Consider the following 15,805-nt stretch of genomic DNA (forward strand, 5'->3'; position numbering starts at 1 on the left):
TCCAAAAAGATGTGGCAAAAGTGTCTTAATGGCAAGACACTTCCAGATTAATAATCCTGACAAAATTACACTGACCTAAACAGTAATTGTTTAGGGGGTGTAACTATGTGGGCTTGGATTATTTTAGCATTCTAACCGGTTATTTATAGGTACTGTCGATTTATGATGGTACCTTTTTTGTTAAGTAAACGGCAGACATATTAATATAACAGGCGTGAATAGTTAACGTCAAGAAAATTTATTGGATAACGGGGCGATTAATCGCATTAGCGACTGATCGATTATTTTAGGAGGGGTTATTTTTGAATAAGTTGCCAACGGAACAAGTTAGTTTACATTATAAAATGTACAAAAAAGGTCGCTTTTGGGTTTTTGCGGGGATGACGATGTTTGGGGCTAGTCTAGGGTTAAGCCTATTGCCGAACCAAACTGTTAGTGCAGCCACGGCAGCGACCGATAGCACGGTCGTAGCCAAACAAGCGACGACTGATAGTAGTCAACCAGCAGCCGATAAACAAGCCGGAAATGACAAAGATCAAAATGCCACAACTGATCAAACCACCACGACTAGTGATGCAGTACAGACACCAGCCGCAACTACGCCAGCCAAAACTGATGGTACGACGGATGCAACTGATCAATCAACGAACCAAGACAAACAACAATCAGCGATCAAACCAGCCAGTGCGGACATCAATGATGACGATGCTGATAGCACCGATGATAGTGGCACAACCGATACGAATGATGATTCGACCACAACCAACGATGATAACAGTGATGACACTACTAACACTAACGATGAATCAACTGGTAAAACCAATACCAACACTGATACAAAAGCCAATCAAGATACGACCACGGGGACTGGTGTAGGCGATTACGATAACGCAAAACCAATTACGGACAATCCTAAAGCGGTGGTGCCAAAGACTGATGATAAGTTAAGTGGCAAGTATGCCTTCATTCCGAAGTTTAATGGTAGCGGTACCACAACCGCTTCGGTTATCGGGACTGAAATGTCGACGGATAAGCCAAATACGATTGCGACTGATCTGGTGACCGCAACCAAGGGCCAAGTTGGCTTTAAGTACACAAATGTTGGCTATGACGCCGATGGTAATGGGATGGATATGAACATTCTCTTTACCGATTGGGGCCGCTTGTCTGATATCAGTGATGCGTATGTCGAAACCTATACGAATATGATTTATACCAACTTCCCAGGTGCCGGTTGGGTTGATGTGAAGTATCAATTCGTTCGTAGTGATACCGGTAAAGAAGAAGCCGTGTCCGGAATTATGACGTTGACGGATATTGATGGTGCTCAAACGGTCGCAATCTCAGGTGATCAATGGAATAAGCTAGATACGGCTTATGTGCCAACGAGTGAAGATCCAACGACTGGTCAAGTCGATAACTGGTTACGCTATTCTAACAAAAACGACTATACAATCATCTCATCACCTAAAGTGAATAGTGATGCTAGTGATGAATATGCGATGTTGACGTTCACGTATTCGAATCAAGGGTCATTAACGTTCCGTTACAGTAATGGGAAAGATACCCCAACTAAGATGACCGTCTGGGGCGTTAACTACGTGCCTCAAAAGCCATTGGCAACCGCAGTAATTGCGCCAACTGCAACGACTACGGATAGTGATCAAACCAATGTTAAGCAAAACAGTCTTAAAGATGGTGAAACCACTTATCAATATAACTTTAAGCAAACGATTCCTGATGAATGGGAACAATTCTATTACAAGAACGTCACCTTCACAGGAAACTTGCCAACTAATGTCACTTTGAAAAACATCAAAGTCACTAATGAAACCGGTCAAGATGTGACGCAGTACTTCACGAATCAATCAAGCGGGTCCAACTTGAAATTAACGGTGAACGCCGATTACTTGGGTAATGCAGATTTTTATGGACATTATTATACGATTACCGCCCAAGTTAATGCCGATCAAACCGATAGTGTGCAAACTCTTAAAATGTCAATCTTAACGACAATTGATGGGGATAGTCAGGCGTCTAATACCGTAACGACCACGGCTGATCAAAAGCACTATGTAACAACGCACTATTACATTCAAGGAACAACCACGAAGTTGGCCGCTGATACGAAGACGCGGGTGATTGCGGGGAGTAAGTATCAGACTAAGGCGCAACAAGTTACCGGTTATACGTTAGCTAAGCAAACGAACACTAGTGGGACGATGACAACTGGCAATATTGAGGCAATGTACGACTATGCGCCAATCATCATTGATATTCCAGTGACTTACGTGGACCAAAATGGCAAACAAATTGCGCCAAGTGCAACGCTTACAGGGCAATATGGCACTGGCTATGATGCCACCAATAGTCAATTAACGTTAACGGGTTATAACTTGGTTAATAGTGACAATCCGACTGGTGTTTATAGCTTTATCAATAGCCCAGTGGTCTTCCATTACCAAGCTAAGCAGATCACGTTACGGGTTAAAGATATTGATAATTACAAGAATAATCTTGATGACGAACTGGGACTAGGTAAGTACCGGACGATTACAGGCTATTACAATGATAGCTTCCAAATTAAACCGTTGGATCTGCCACAATGGACAGAAATTTATTCAGGGTCATCTAGTGTATTACAAGGAAACTTCCCGTTAGATGACACGACAATTACGTTGCACTACAAACAACCTTGGAATCAGAATTATGATAACTATGATGGTTCACACACGATTCCAGTCTTTAACGGGTTGGATAAACTCATTGGTGTGATGCAAGTACATCCAGATGTTAATGAGGATATGACGGTTGTGCAAGTGAAGCCGGATGGTCAATATTTAGTCGGGACGATGGATGATGATATTGATATTAGTACGTTCCATCAACAAGCTACAGTAGGCAAAGGACAATCCGTGACGATTACAACTAATACTGGCGAAAAGGTACGGGTATCAATTTCTAAAGCTGGAGCGATTACTATTGCTCATCTAAACAGTAACAAGGTGCCGGTTGCTGATCGTGCCACCATCAGTGCCGATGGTGAAACAATCAAGCAATATATTGATACGAATACCGCGGTTAAGGGCTTATCAACCAGTGTTTATGCCTTAGATGGTGAGTACAGTTATCGAAAAGCAACGCAGACTTGGCCTAATGGCTATACCACAGTTTATGACGATACTGATCCAGATAATGTCATTATCAAGGTCATGAACGCCAAAGGAAAAGTCGTTTATAGTAAACAGAACTTCAAGTTAACCAAAGCAGCAACAATTAAAATTGGTCAGTCAAAGTGGACGTTTACGGGAACAAAATATGGTGCATTGACTAGTGAAGAAGTTGTCGTTAATAAACTGGGCAACGGCAAAGCTTATGCTCAAAGCCTAACGATTGGCGGGACCTTAGCAAGCACGACGGTTGCGACAGTTAAACATCATAAAGTGGTTAGTGCTGAAACGTTACTTTATGGACAATATCGGGATCAAAACTATGATGATGAACCAGCCGCTAGCGCAGCTGAAAGTGGCAAGGTCATTGGTAGAAAAGTGTTGACCAGAGTTAACGGGAATCATTGGCAAGTAGCAAGCTATAATCGACAAGGAAAATTAGTGAAGACGACTTATTATCAATTGCGTCAAAACGTCTCCATTCCAACTAGTTTCGCGGGCTTGTCAGTTAAGAAACAAGCGGAATGGTTAACTGAACATAGTGTGTCAGTTAGTCAATCTGATAATAATCATACGAAATTGGCATCTTCAACTGCCACAAGTAATACAGGGTCAAAAGGACAAAACTTATCAACAACTAATGCAAACTCAAAGAAACAAAGTTTAACGAATTTGCCACAAACTGGGGAAAGTCATAGTCGGGAAATGACATTTTTAGGGGCCCTTGGTTTGTTGTTAAGTTGGATGTTGAGTTTTGTCATGAAACGCGGAGGGGAAAATAATGATTAACAAGCAATGGATGAAGGTGGCTGCCTTAACAATGGTGGGGATCACGCTATTACCGTTGGGGGCCGAGGCAACTACGGTCAATATACAGGCAAAAACACCAAAAAAGGTGAACACGATTTCTATTACTAAGAAATGGTTTCGACCACGGGGAAAGCATTATGATTCAGTACCTGTAAATGGAACAAAAGCAAACTATTTAGGAACAACTGAAAAAGGAATTCATTATATGTTTTCAAGATATGGATTTTTAGCTGATGGTAAACCTGTTAATGGTACTCATAAATATAAGTATAATAAGATTAAATATATTGGTAAGTACGGTGAGCCACAGGGGGTGGTTATTTACAAGAAATATATGTATGTACAAATGTCTTTCCGACATAATGGTAATAAACGCAAGGGTCGAATCGTTAGGTATGATCTATCTAAATTAGATAAGTTGATCAATAAAAATGGTAAATATGATAAAGTAGTTCGAGGGTTGCAAAAGGCACGTAAATATATATATCCATTGTCTAATTCGAAGAGTGGACAGAAAAAACGAGGAAAACTACAACGTGCTGCCCATAAGCATTTAAGTAGCTATAACTATAAAATTTATTCAGCCGTTACGTTAGGGCCAAAATTTTATACAGGACACGGTCAAAGTTTCTCGTTTAATCCACATGATAAGCATTTATATAATGCCGCTTATAGTTTGAAAAAAGATAATAATAAGACTTCGCATCCTTTTAAATTTCAAAAGATCAGTTTGACAAAATTAAAACCAGTAAAAACTTGGACACTTAATATTAGAGAAAGAAAAACGAAAATATGGTTTTGGTTCTTCCCTAAAACGTATACGAAAGCATATCTACAAATGCATGATTTGACGTTTGATAAAGCTGGAAATTTTTATTTTTCACGAGCTTACAAGGATAAAGTAGCTACAAATAAAAAGGATATCAAAAAAAGAATGGGGGAGTATACTAAAAAAGGATATAAACCAGGTTCTAAGTTCGGTGCATATAAAAATTCTTATGGACGAAATACGATTATATATCGTGGAAAATTCAATAAAAAAGGTACTAAAATTTCTTCCATCTCAATGGTACAGAGAGTAACTCGGGCAATTGGATCACAAAATCAAGGGTTAGCTTATAGTGGATCTAAAAATAAATTATTTTTAATTTATGATAATGCATTCATGTCAATTCCTGTTAAAAAGTTAAACCATAAAATGAAGCTTAAAGAGTTAAATTTTACGGTCTTAAAGTCAAATGTTTATCGTGAATCAGAGGGGATGGGAATTCGAAGTGGTGGTAAAGGGTATTTAGTTATGAATAGGTTTGCTGAGGTAGCGAAATCGAATAAAGCTGTAAGGTAGTAGGGGGACGTAAATATGTCAAAAAGGATGTTTTTAATATTAGCCGTTGTTACGGGTATTATGTCTGCAGGGTGTTCCACTAGTAAACAGAACAATAATGTAAAAGCCAGCTCAACAACACATTCAAGTTCGAATGTTGTTGAAAATATTAACCCATTGGTCGGAAAAACTTTATCAACAGAAAAAGGTAATTTAGATGTTGCTTACAGAATGGCAAATAAAAAGGTTAAGTTTTATCGTAATTTAAAAGAGTTTGGGAAAAAATCTGGGCAAATTTCTGAGTATGAAACCGAGAAGGGACATACTTTTGGAATTGCAGAAAAGTATACGACGGAAAAAGGAACATATTATCGTCTTGTTTTATATCAGTCAAATGGTTTAAATAATAGTCGTTATCCTTCTAATTCGGATTTTATTAAATTTTGGGGCGATAGCGGTTATGTTAAAGCAAGTGACATGAAACGCTTTAAGCCAATTACATCTGAGTGGACCTATCAAAAAAAGCAACCGTATTATATAGCGAAACCATATGGTCATCGTATTTGGAATCGGCCATCTTATACAGTACATTACACGTATATCAATCATGTTCTTGATCGGTTAACGACAACACAACTCTATGCAACTAAAGAAGCTATAAAATATAATGGGTCACACTATATCTATTTGGAAACCGCTAAGGGTAGAAAATTAGGTTGGATTTACAAATCACCTAAAGTACTTGTTTCTGGTAAGTATCAGAATATTAGCAAACGGTTGCTAAATCTAAGAAATGGTGAAACTAAGAAATCTCATATTCAAAGTAAAAAGTCAACGGGCAACCGTGTGTCTAGAAATGGTAGTGCGTCATTACAACAACGTGCCTATATTGTTCGTAATAAAAAACATCAAATTGTTCGAGTACTGGTTATTGGAAACGATAATCGACCGACTAAAATAATGTTTAAACATGGTCAGTCAACACAACTAATTAATTATTCATATTTTGGAAAACCGTGGAAAACAATAACGAATAAAAAGAAGCTACGCACACATTATACGGCCGATAACATATATAATAATGACGCTTATACAGAAACCAAATTTTACTCAACTAAGAGTAAAAAGTTGGTTCAGGTTATGACTGTTGGTATAGATGCAAATGCGACAACTACAATTTACAGGAATGGTCGTGTTAAGTTTGCAACTAATATGCCAAAAGATTTAAATACGTATCCAATTTCTGATTTTGATTAGTATTTGCTTGAAATGAAATAAGCTTTAAAAACTAAGTATAGGTTCGTATTGCTTGTTGGATGGTAAGTTCTCAATCGCTGTTTGTTGAGAACTCACCATCCTATTTTGTTGATGAAGAGGGATGGGGATATGTCAAAAAGAGCATTGCTAATATTAGCGCTAGTTACGGGGATTGTTTCTGCGGGATGTTCTACTAATAAACAGAGTAATCAAATCAAAGCTAGTTCGAAGGTTTCACAATCAAGTTCAAAAGTTGCGGAAAAAGTTAATCCATTAGTTGGAAAAACTTTGTCCACGAAAAAAGGTGATTTAGATGTTGCCTATAAAATGGCTAATAAGAAAGTCAAATTTTATCGAAATTTAAAGCAGTTTGGAACAAAATCGGGACAAATTTCTGAGTATGTAACAGAAAAGGGAAGTACCTTTGGTGTTGCAGAAAAATATACAACGGAAAAAGGCACGTACTATCACCTTGTTGAATATCAATCAAATGGATTTGATAACAAAAAATACCCTTCCGATTCGAATTTTATAAAATTCTGGGGTGATCTGGGTTATGTGAAAGCAAGTGATATGAAACAGTTTAATCCGATTACTTCTGAATGGAGTTATCAAAAGAAACAACCGTATTATGTTGCCAATCCATATCTGCATCATATTTGGAACAAACCAGAGTATACGGTGCACTATACGTATATTACCCATGTTTTTGATCGGCTTTCAACAACCCAATTATATGCAACTAAAGAAGCGGTAAAACATAATGGCTTACACTATGTTTATCTAGAAACGGCCAAAGGCAGAAAGTTAGGCTGGGTTTATAAATCGCCAAAATCACTTATTGCCGGCAAGTATCGAGATGCCAGCAAGCAATTGCTAAAGTTGAAAAAAGGTGAGACTAAAAAGTCTTACAAACAAAGCAAGAATTCCACAACTAATCGCGTATCAACAAACGATAGTGTTTCGTTACAGCAACGTGCCTATATTGTTCGTAATAAGAAGCATAAGATTATTCGTGTGTTAATAATTGGAAGTGATAACCGGCCGACTAAGATTACATTTAAAAATGGCCAGGCGACAAAGGTAATGAGTTACACGTATTCTCGTAAACCGTGGATGTCAACTACGAATAAAAAGAAATTGCGTACGCATTATACGGCCAATTATATAGATAATGACGATAATTACCCAATTACAAAGTTCTATTCGGCTAAGAGTAAGAAGTTAGTGCGGGTAATGACCGTTGGCGTTGATACAGAAGCGACAACGATGATTTATCGCAATGGTCGTGCTAAATTTTCTACTAATGTTCCTAAAGACTTAATGACGTATCCAATTTCCGATTTTGATTAGTGTTTGTTTGAAATGAAATAAGCCTCAAAAGATAAATATAGGTTCGTATTACTTGTTGGATGGCAAGCTCTCAATCGCTGTTTGCCGAGAACTTACCATCCTATTTTGTTAGTAAAGAGGGACGGGAATATGTCAAAGAGAGCATTATTAATATTAGCACTAGTTACGGGGATAGTTTCTGCGGGGTGTTCCAGTAATAACCAAAGCAGTCAAGTAAAAGCTAGTTCAAAGTCTTCGCAATCAAGTTCAAAAGTTGTTGAAAAGGTTAATCCATTAGTTGGGAAAACCTTGTCCACCGAAAAAGGTGATTTAGACATTGCTTATAAAATGGCTAATAAGAAAGTCAAATTTTATCGCAATTTAAATCAATTTGGGAAAAAATCCGGGAAAATTTCGGATTATATAAACGAAAAGGCGGATACCTTTGGTATTTCAGAAAAATATACAACGGAAAAAGGTACGTTTTATCACGTCGTTGAATATCAATCAAATGGGCTTGATAATAAAAGACACCCTTCTAATTCAAAATTCATTAAGTTTTGGGGAGACCTGGGCTACGTTAAAGCAAGTGATATGAAACGCTTTAACCCAATCACCTCGGAATGGACTTATCAAAAAAAGCAACCGTACTATATAGCAAAGCCATATAGTCATCGTATTTGGAATCGACCTCCTTATACAGTACATTACACGTATATTAGTCACGTATTGGATCGGTTGACAACAACACAACTTTATGCGACTAAAGAAGCTGTTAAACATAATGGGTCACACTATATTTATTTGGAAACCGCTAAGGGTAGAAAATTAGGGTGGATTTACAAATCGCCGAAGGTCCTTGTTGCTGGTAAGTATCGTGATGTTAGCAAACAATTACTAACGTTGAAAAAGGGCGAAACGAAGAAGACTCATGTTCAGAGCAAGAAATCAACAAACAACCTTGTCTCAAAAAATGACAGTATCTCGATGCAGCAACGTGCTTATATTGTTCGTAATAAGAAACATAAAATTATTCGGGTATTGGTAATCGGAAATGATAATCGACCGACCAAAATTACGTTCAAAAATGGTCAGGCAACAAAATTAATTAATTATTCGTATTTCCGGAAACCTTGGAAAACGATTACGAATAAAAAGAAATTGCGGACACATTATACTGCTGACAACACTTATAATAATGATGATAATACAAGCACGAAATTTTATTCAACTAAAAGTAAAAAGTTAGTTCAAGTTATGACTGTTGGTTGGGATGCGTATGCGACAACAACGATTTATCGCAATGGTAATGTAAAGTTTGCGACAGTTATTCCAAAGCAACTAAATACGTATCCAATTTCTGACTTTGATTAGTGTTACTGAACCTAAAATATTAAGAGAATAATGTTTAATTAATCAATGCTATGTGTGGACTCGAAAGCTTACACATAGCATTGTTTTTTGTGATTAATTGCCATAGCTGATCTTAAACGATGCTTAACTATTACGCTAGTGTTTTAAGTCTATAATAAAATTTATAAAGTAAAGGTATTAGATTCAAAAGTATCAGCGGGGGGCTGAAAGATGAAACAGGGGACTATTTTGACTGCAATGTTAGTCGCATTGTTAGTTTCGGGATGTGGACAGAATAATCATTCGGCTAAGGTTTCAGCCAGTTCAAGTACCACTAAAAAAGTTGTGAAAAAGAAGACGACTAAGAAAAAACCGAAATACAATCCGAAGGTCGGAAAAGTCATTTCTAGCACTAAAGGTAATCTAGATGGCGCCACATTCAAGTTCACCAACAAAAAAGGTAAATTTTATCGCACCTTGCAAGGATATGGTAAGAAGTCCTCAATTGTTTCAGACTATCCTACCGATAAACATAGTACTTTAGCGATTTTTAGAACTTATAAAACGACTAAGGGGATCTTTTATCATGTCATGATTTATCAAGATGATGGCTTTCTTAATAAAATCTCCAAGGATCGCATGGCTGAATATAAGTGGTATTCCAATGGTGGCTATGTAAAGCCAAGTGATCTTACACGATTTTACCCAGTTAAACAACAATGGCAGCTTAACAACGTGCCCTATTATGTGGCTAATCCATGGTTGCATGCTATTTGGAATGCACCAGTCATGACGAAGCATCGGACTTATGTAACACATGTTTTTGATCGCTATACGAGGACGCAACTTTATGCGACTAAAGAACTTGTTAGATATAATGGTGCTCATTATTTATATCTACGGACGGCAAATAAAAATTTGGGTTGGGTCTATAAAGGACAGCGTAACTTGGTGCAAGGAACTTATACTGATCCGGGAACTCAATTATTAAATCCTCAGTCAACTGAAAAGATGACTGAACAAGAACAAAGTACGAAGTCAACGGGTAACCGGGTTGGGGTTAATGACAGTTTATCAACGTAGCAGCGACTTTATGTTGTTCGTAATGCGCAGGGACAGATTGTTCGGTTGTTAGCAATGACGATGGACAATCGGCCTATCCAAATTAACTTTCAAAATGGTAAACCTGCAAAGCTAATTAACTATAGCTATCGCCGTAATGCTTGGAAAGTTATTACTGATTCTAAAAAGTTAACGACTAGCTATACTGCACGCAATGGCAAAGTTGGAGTTGAAGCACGGCAATTAAAACAACTTTTTATCCAAAGAGTCAGACTAAATTAGTAACTATCAAAGCCACTGGTTATGATGGTGCTGCCTCAATTGTCATTCATCGTGATGGAACTGCTGATTTTGAGACTCATGCTTATAAAAATGTGATTACTTATTCGTTGAGTCATTATTAAAAGGAATTTTTAAGGGGAAAAGTATGAAAACTAAATTAGCTACCGTCTTTGTAGTATTTTTAAGTTGCATGATGCTCCTAACCGTTGTTGATGCGAAAGCTGCCATGGTTGACGGGCATGTCTCGATCTACGGGGTCGAAGTATTTAAGAAGAGTCAGCTCTCGAAAAAACAACTCACAGAAATGCGTCAAATGGCCACTGGGTTCTCAAGAATAACAGTCACAGAAACCAAGCAAACGATTACTAATACTGTTAACTTTAATGCAAGTGCTGGTTATGTTGTGGGTAATGGGAAAAAGGCCAAGATTAAGCATGGTTATTTTAAATTGAGAACGAAACATCGGCCAACAAAATTAACCTTGTATTCTACGGCCCACGAAAAATTAAAAGTCTTCAAAATTAATAAGGCTAAGCACCTCAAGTTAGTTTATAAATTCAGCCTGGCTGATTATTTAGACAAAATGTAAAGTCACGATAAAAAAGGTTGGTGGGGGCTGAAAGATGAAAAAGGGGACTATTTTGGTTGCAATGTTAGTCGCATTGCTAGTTTCGGGGTGCAACTCACCGTCAGCGGCAAAGCAAAAGGCGACTGCAAATAGCATTAGCAAAAAACGTGCTAAACCTAAAGTGAATCCGCGTATTGGTAAGATCATTTCTAGCAAGAAACATGATTACAATATGCCCTATCAGATGGTGAATAAGAAGATGAAATTCTATCGGAGCCTTAAAGAATTTGGCACTACCGGTGGTGAGTATTCGGATTATTCAACCGAAGAAGGTCATATATTTGGTGTTGATAAGGTTTATCAAACTAGCAAAGGCGGTACAATTTATCATTTGCGATTGTATCAATCGGGTGGTTTGGGAGAATTAGATGCTAAAGACGATTCGGATTTTGATTACTACGATAATGCGGGTTACGTTAAGGCAACTGATATGCAACAGAAAAGTCCAATTAAGTCTGAGCGGACGCTACCGAAAGTGCCGTATTACATTGCTAAGCCGTATATTCGTTCGGCTTGGAATCGTCCGTACAATACTGCTTACTATACGTATGTCGTACATGTGTTAGACAAGTTTGTTAACGAGCAGTTGTATGCAACTAAGGAAATTATTAAGACCAATGGTGAGCGCTACGTTTATTTGGAATCTAAAACACGTAAGTTAGGTTGGGTATATGCAAGTGATCAAGATTTAGTTCAAGGAAACTATGTTGATCCGGGCAAAAAGTTACTAAAGCCTAAATCTTCGGAAAAAATGGCACAACAAGTTCAGAAGAGCAGTTTACTACCGAAAAAACGTAATAAAGATGATTCGGTGTTACTACAACAACGTGTATATACGGTTACAAATAAGCAGGGAGAATTAGTTCGTTTATTAGCAATTGGAATGGATAACCGAGCCGTGCAAATTAATTTGCACAATGGAAGGCCTATTAAGTTGGTTGTTTACAGTTACCTGCAAAAACCATGGAAGGTAATCACTGATCAGCATAAATTGAAAACTCATTATCGTGCAAAGCACATTGTTGCTAATGTACCATGGGCAACAATTTATTTTTATCCGAGGAGTAAGGAGAAGCTAGTTAGATTACGGATAGATAATATTGCTGCATTTTCTGTAATTACAATTAGACGAGATGGTAAAGCCCAATTTAAAACTGATCTTGGTAAAGATATCTACGGTTATTCAGTCAAACGACTGCAATAGTCTTGAATGGTAACTAGTCAATCAAAAAATAAGGTGATTAAAGATGCGGAAAATAGTCAATTCAGTAATTTGCCTACTTGTCTGGCTTGGACTATTAATCGGTTGGGGATATCGTAATTATATTTTTAATGAATCTAATGCAGAAGTTCCCCTTGAAGTTATTTGGATAATCTTGCCATATATTGGGATTGTTATCGCTGGGATAGCTTGGCTAGTAAGTGAACGACGGTGGTTATTTGGTTGGATTACACTAACGCTATTAATTGCTAGCGTTGCCATGGCACCATTTTGGTGGGGTTACTGGATCGTTTTTGGCTGGCCGGCAATTATCGGCAACAGTTGTCTAGTTGCGGGGGCCTTGTATCAACATCTTTATCCCGAAATCAAATTGAAGCGATTGTATCAAGTTTTAATGGTACTGCTGGTGTTATTTGGGTTAGGTCTAACGAATAGTCAATGGACGAGTCGCTGGGTTTACGCGGCCATAAGCGACCCTATCAAAGCTATGCAAGCATCGGTGACCGTACAGGATGATACGGCCGCCGCCACACATCCTAAGATTTATTCGATGGCCGATGAATTAGGGACCAAGCCGGCAAGTTTGGATTTAGACAAGTTTGGGCCAATTTATTTGTATCATTTTTTCAGGATGGATTAGGTCATTAAATCGAATAGAGGAAACCATTAATGAAATTAACCAAAAAGCAACTCGGCTGGCGCATCGGCGGTCCAATCTTAGTTCTTATATTATTACTAACCTGTTCACCCAAAACAACGGTACGGATGCGGATGTTAGCGGCTGGACAGGTGACGATGGCAGTTAAAGCACATCCGGTATTTGACCAACAACAACGCCAAGGACTAATCATTGGCGAAGCCACCTATACAATTTATCCCAAGCGTTATATGTCATCGGATAGCAGTTACTATGTCAACACGTTCACCGTTTATCGGTTCTTGATTTTTCACTTAGCTGTAAACGATGTTCCAAGTGCCTGACCACGAAAATGCCCCCGCTAGCAAGTTAACTAGTGGGGGCATTTTAGCGTTAATCTTCGTTAAATGACATCGTTCGGGGTTAGTCAGAATAGAGTCACCTTTTGAAAACCACTAATGTTTATTTTCAGATGTCGAGTAGTAGTATGAGATGACTTCTGCAAAGCAATATAAAATTGTTCGATTGTCGACCATATGCACTGTCTGCCGATTATTGTGGACATAAGTCGAAGGCAAGATAAATTGATGATTGGTCAATGATAGTAATTTTGAATCCTGATTCATTGTAATCAAATAGACCGTAATTTGCTTTTCCTTGGCGGCTTGCATGAGTTTTAAGTAGGTGGTAGTTGATCCAGTTACAGAGAATATAATTAGTAACATTCCAGGCTTTAGTGCGTTCACTAAATAGTCAATTTTGATATCTGAATCAACGACTTCAATAAATTTATCTTCAGAATACATTGAATAAGTTAATTGTTCAGCTGATAGGGCAGTATTACCAATCCCTAGTGACTTAATTATTTCGGTTTGATGCATATCGGCAACTAGTTTATCCATCTCAGTTTCAATGTCTACTTGACTCAGTAAATTGAGTGTTGTGGTATAAGCGCCTACAATTTGTTGAAGTTTAGACTGGGAATGCTGGTTAGGTTCAGTATCTTGCTCATGGAGCCATTCTTCAACGGCTAACCTAAATTCAGGAAAGCCGCGGTAATCAATTTTTTTAATAAATCGCTGGATTGAGGCTACAGAAACATCGTAAGCAGTTGCGACCTCTTGAATTGTTTCGGATAGAATAACTTGGGGATTATTTAGAACGGCTTGGTAGACTTTCTTTTCACTTTTGGTGAGAGTCGTATAGTAAATCCCAATTTTTTTCTCTAAATCCATATTGTTTCACTCCAAACGTAATCTCAACCAATTATAATCAAAAAAATGGACTGGATAAACATCTAGTCCATTTTTTTATTTATTCTGCAGTATTAACTGTACTTTCTTTTTTAGTTTCTTCCGCATTTTGTTTTAATAAATTGCGGTCGTATGCGATCATAAATGGCGCAATGATGATTAAATCAATAATAAATTCTACTAGCCAGACGATCCCAGCATGCCAGTCAAGCGTTGAGATGATGGCATATAGTGGTGCTGGTAAGGTCCAAGGAATACTCATAGCAGTTTTTCCCATAAAGCCCCAAACGGTGGCGTAGTAAGCGATTGGCATATCAATGAGCAGGCAGATAAAACTTGGAATAAAGGTGAACAGGTTCATCACTGTCGGTACCCCGAAAACTTGCGGTTCATTAATATTGAACAAAGTTGCCGGCCAAGCAAAATGTGATAACGATTTAAGTTGTGGCGATTTGGCAAAGAGTAACATGCTGACCATAATGCAGAAGTAAACAATAGCCTCACCAAAAATAAAGGTAAAGTTACCAGCATAAATATTAGTTAAAGGTTCGTGGTTAGAATATTCTTGTAGGTTTTGGACAAGTGCTGCAGTCCAAATTGGCGTGGTGACTGCACTAATCATGTTGTCGCCGTGAATCCCAAAGAACCAGAATATTAAGGCAATTTCAACTAATATTGTCATTGATAATAGTGAAGAGCCGGCCTTCATCAGAGGCTGGAAGATAGCAAATATGGCATTTGCCAGCCCAGTATGTAAGGTTGCCTCTAAAGCCCCATTAATTCCTAGAAATAAAATTAAGTTAACTAATAATGGCAATAGAACCTGGAAAGGTGCGGCCACAGCCGGTGGGACACTATTAGGCATCTTAATTGTCATATTATGCGTAATTAAAAAACGATTCACTTCAATGACTAGCAATGCCACAATAATTGCCGCAAACATGGTATTTGATCCCAAACCAGCCGTATCAATAATCAATTTTTTACCAAGCGTTGCCGGTGGTGTGGCAATTGCAAAGAAAGTCATCAAAGCGACTAACGCATTTGGTAAAGCAGCCATTTTATATGATTGAGCTAAACGGTAAGAAACGCCTAAAACGACATAAACTGAAATAATACCGATTGATAAGTTGAATGGGATAGTTAATAAGTTGTAATTAGTCTTAGCCCAACTCATCCACATTAACAAAAAATCATTAAACCAGTTTGTTGGTTTCACCAACTGATTGTTAACTGGCGGATTGGCTAACATTAAGGCAATCCCACCAATAACGGTAAATGGCACTAAGTTAGTCAAACCATCCCGCAAAGCAGCCAGGTGACGTTGATTAGAAATTTTATTAGCGACTGGAACAATTTTCGCGGTCATAAAATTTTCGAATCCCTCAAAGAATTTATTGTTCTTCATTTTTAACCCTCCTTATTGAATACGGTTACATTATGACACGTGATGATATAAATATCAAATTTATTTT

The 15,805-nt window shown here is 37.8% G+C and carries 12 protein-coding genes; 10 read left to right on the forward strand and 2 right to left on the reverse strand.

The genetic code is table 11. The annotated features are described in order from the left end of the window. Window positions 1-302: 302 nt before the first annotated feature. From FFM84_RS07750 to FFM84_RS07795, 10 genes are all read left to right on the forward strand, one after another. Window positions 303-3,959 (forward strand): MucBP domain-containing protein, encoded by a 3,657-nt coding sequence (locus tag FFM84_RS07750; protein ID WP_130844185.1) that lies wholly within the window; start codon window positions 303-305, stop codon window positions 3,957-3,959. Next, on the forward strand, window positions 3,952-5,325 hold the full coding sequence (locus FFM84_RS07755; RefSeq protein WP_130844184.1) for a hypothetical protein: 1,374 nt from the start codon (window positions 3,952-3,954) through the stop codon (window positions 5,323-5,325). Before FFM84_RS07750 ends, FFM84_RS07755 begins: the two co-directional genes overlap by 8 nt. Window positions 5,326-5,340: 15 nt before the next feature. Beyond that, complete coding sequence (locus FFM84_RS07760; RefSeq protein ID WP_130844183.1) at window positions 5,341-6,561, forward strand: hypothetical protein; 1,221 nt, start codon at window positions 5,341-5,343, stop codon at window positions 6,559-6,561. A gap of 129 nt (window positions 6,562-6,690) precedes the next feature. Further along, window positions 6,691-7,914: a hypothetical protein gene (locus FFM84_RS07765; protein WP_130844182.1), complete on the forward strand. Its 1,224-nt coding sequence runs from the start codon at window positions 6,691-6,693 to the stop codon at window positions 7,912-7,914. Window positions 7,915-8,043: 129 nt separating this feature from the next. Next, window positions 8,044-9,267: a hypothetical protein gene (locus FFM84_RS07770; protein ID WP_130844181.1), complete on the forward strand. Its 1,224-nt coding sequence runs from the start codon at window positions 8,044-8,046 to the stop codon at window positions 9,265-9,267. A gap of 210 nt (window positions 9,268-9,477) precedes the next feature. Further along, window positions 9,478-10,329: a hypothetical protein gene (locus FFM84_RS07775; protein WP_130844180.1), complete on the forward strand. Its 852-nt coding sequence runs from the start codon at window positions 9,478-9,480 to the stop codon at window positions 10,327-10,329. Between the two features lie 406 nt (window positions 10,330-10,735). Then, window positions 10,736-11,179, forward strand: a complete 444-nt coding sequence (locus FFM84_RS07780; RefSeq protein ID WP_130844179.1) for a hypothetical protein — start codon at window positions 10,736-10,738, stop codon at window positions 11,177-11,179. Window positions 11,180-11,213: 34 nt separating this feature from the next. Further along, window positions 11,214-12,422: a hypothetical protein gene (locus FFM84_RS07785; RefSeq protein WP_130844178.1), complete on the forward strand. Its 1,209-nt coding sequence runs from the start codon at window positions 11,214-11,216 to the stop codon at window positions 12,420-12,422. Between the two features lie 43 nt (window positions 12,423-12,465). Beyond that, window positions 12,466-13,080, forward strand: a complete 615-nt coding sequence (locus FFM84_RS07790; RefSeq protein WP_130844177.1) for a hypothetical protein — start codon at window positions 12,466-12,468, stop codon at window positions 13,078-13,080. 29 nt (window positions 13,081-13,109) lie between these two features. After that, window positions 13,110-13,421: a hypothetical protein gene (locus FFM84_RS07795; RefSeq protein ID WP_130844176.1), complete on the forward strand. Its 312-nt coding sequence runs from the start codon at window positions 13,110-13,112 to the stop codon at window positions 13,419-13,421. A 111-nt stretch (window positions 13,422-13,532) separates the two neighbouring features. Here the strand turns inward: FFM84_RS07795 and FFM84_RS07800 are convergent, their stop codons facing one another. Both FFM84_RS07800 and FFM84_RS07805 read right to left on the reverse strand, forming a co-directional pair. Then, window positions 13,533-14,312, reverse strand: coding sequence for a MurR/RpiR family transcriptional regulator (locus tag FFM84_RS07800; RefSeq protein WP_130844175.1), 780 nt, complete (start codon window positions 14,310-14,312; stop codon window positions 13,533-13,535). Between the two features lie 79 nt (window positions 14,313-14,391). Further along, window positions 14,392-15,738, reverse strand: a complete 1,347-nt coding sequence (locus FFM84_RS07805) for a PTS sugar transporter subunit IIC (protein WP_130844174.1) — start codon at window positions 15,736-15,738, stop codon at window positions 14,392-14,394. Window positions 15,739-15,805 lie beyond the last annotated feature (67 nt).

This window comes from Lactiplantibacillus mudanjiangensis (assembly GCF_005405385.1).
Classification (GTDB): domain Bacteria; phylum Bacillota; class Bacilli; order Lactobacillales; family Lactobacillaceae; genus Lactiplantibacillus; species Lactiplantibacillus mudanjiangensis.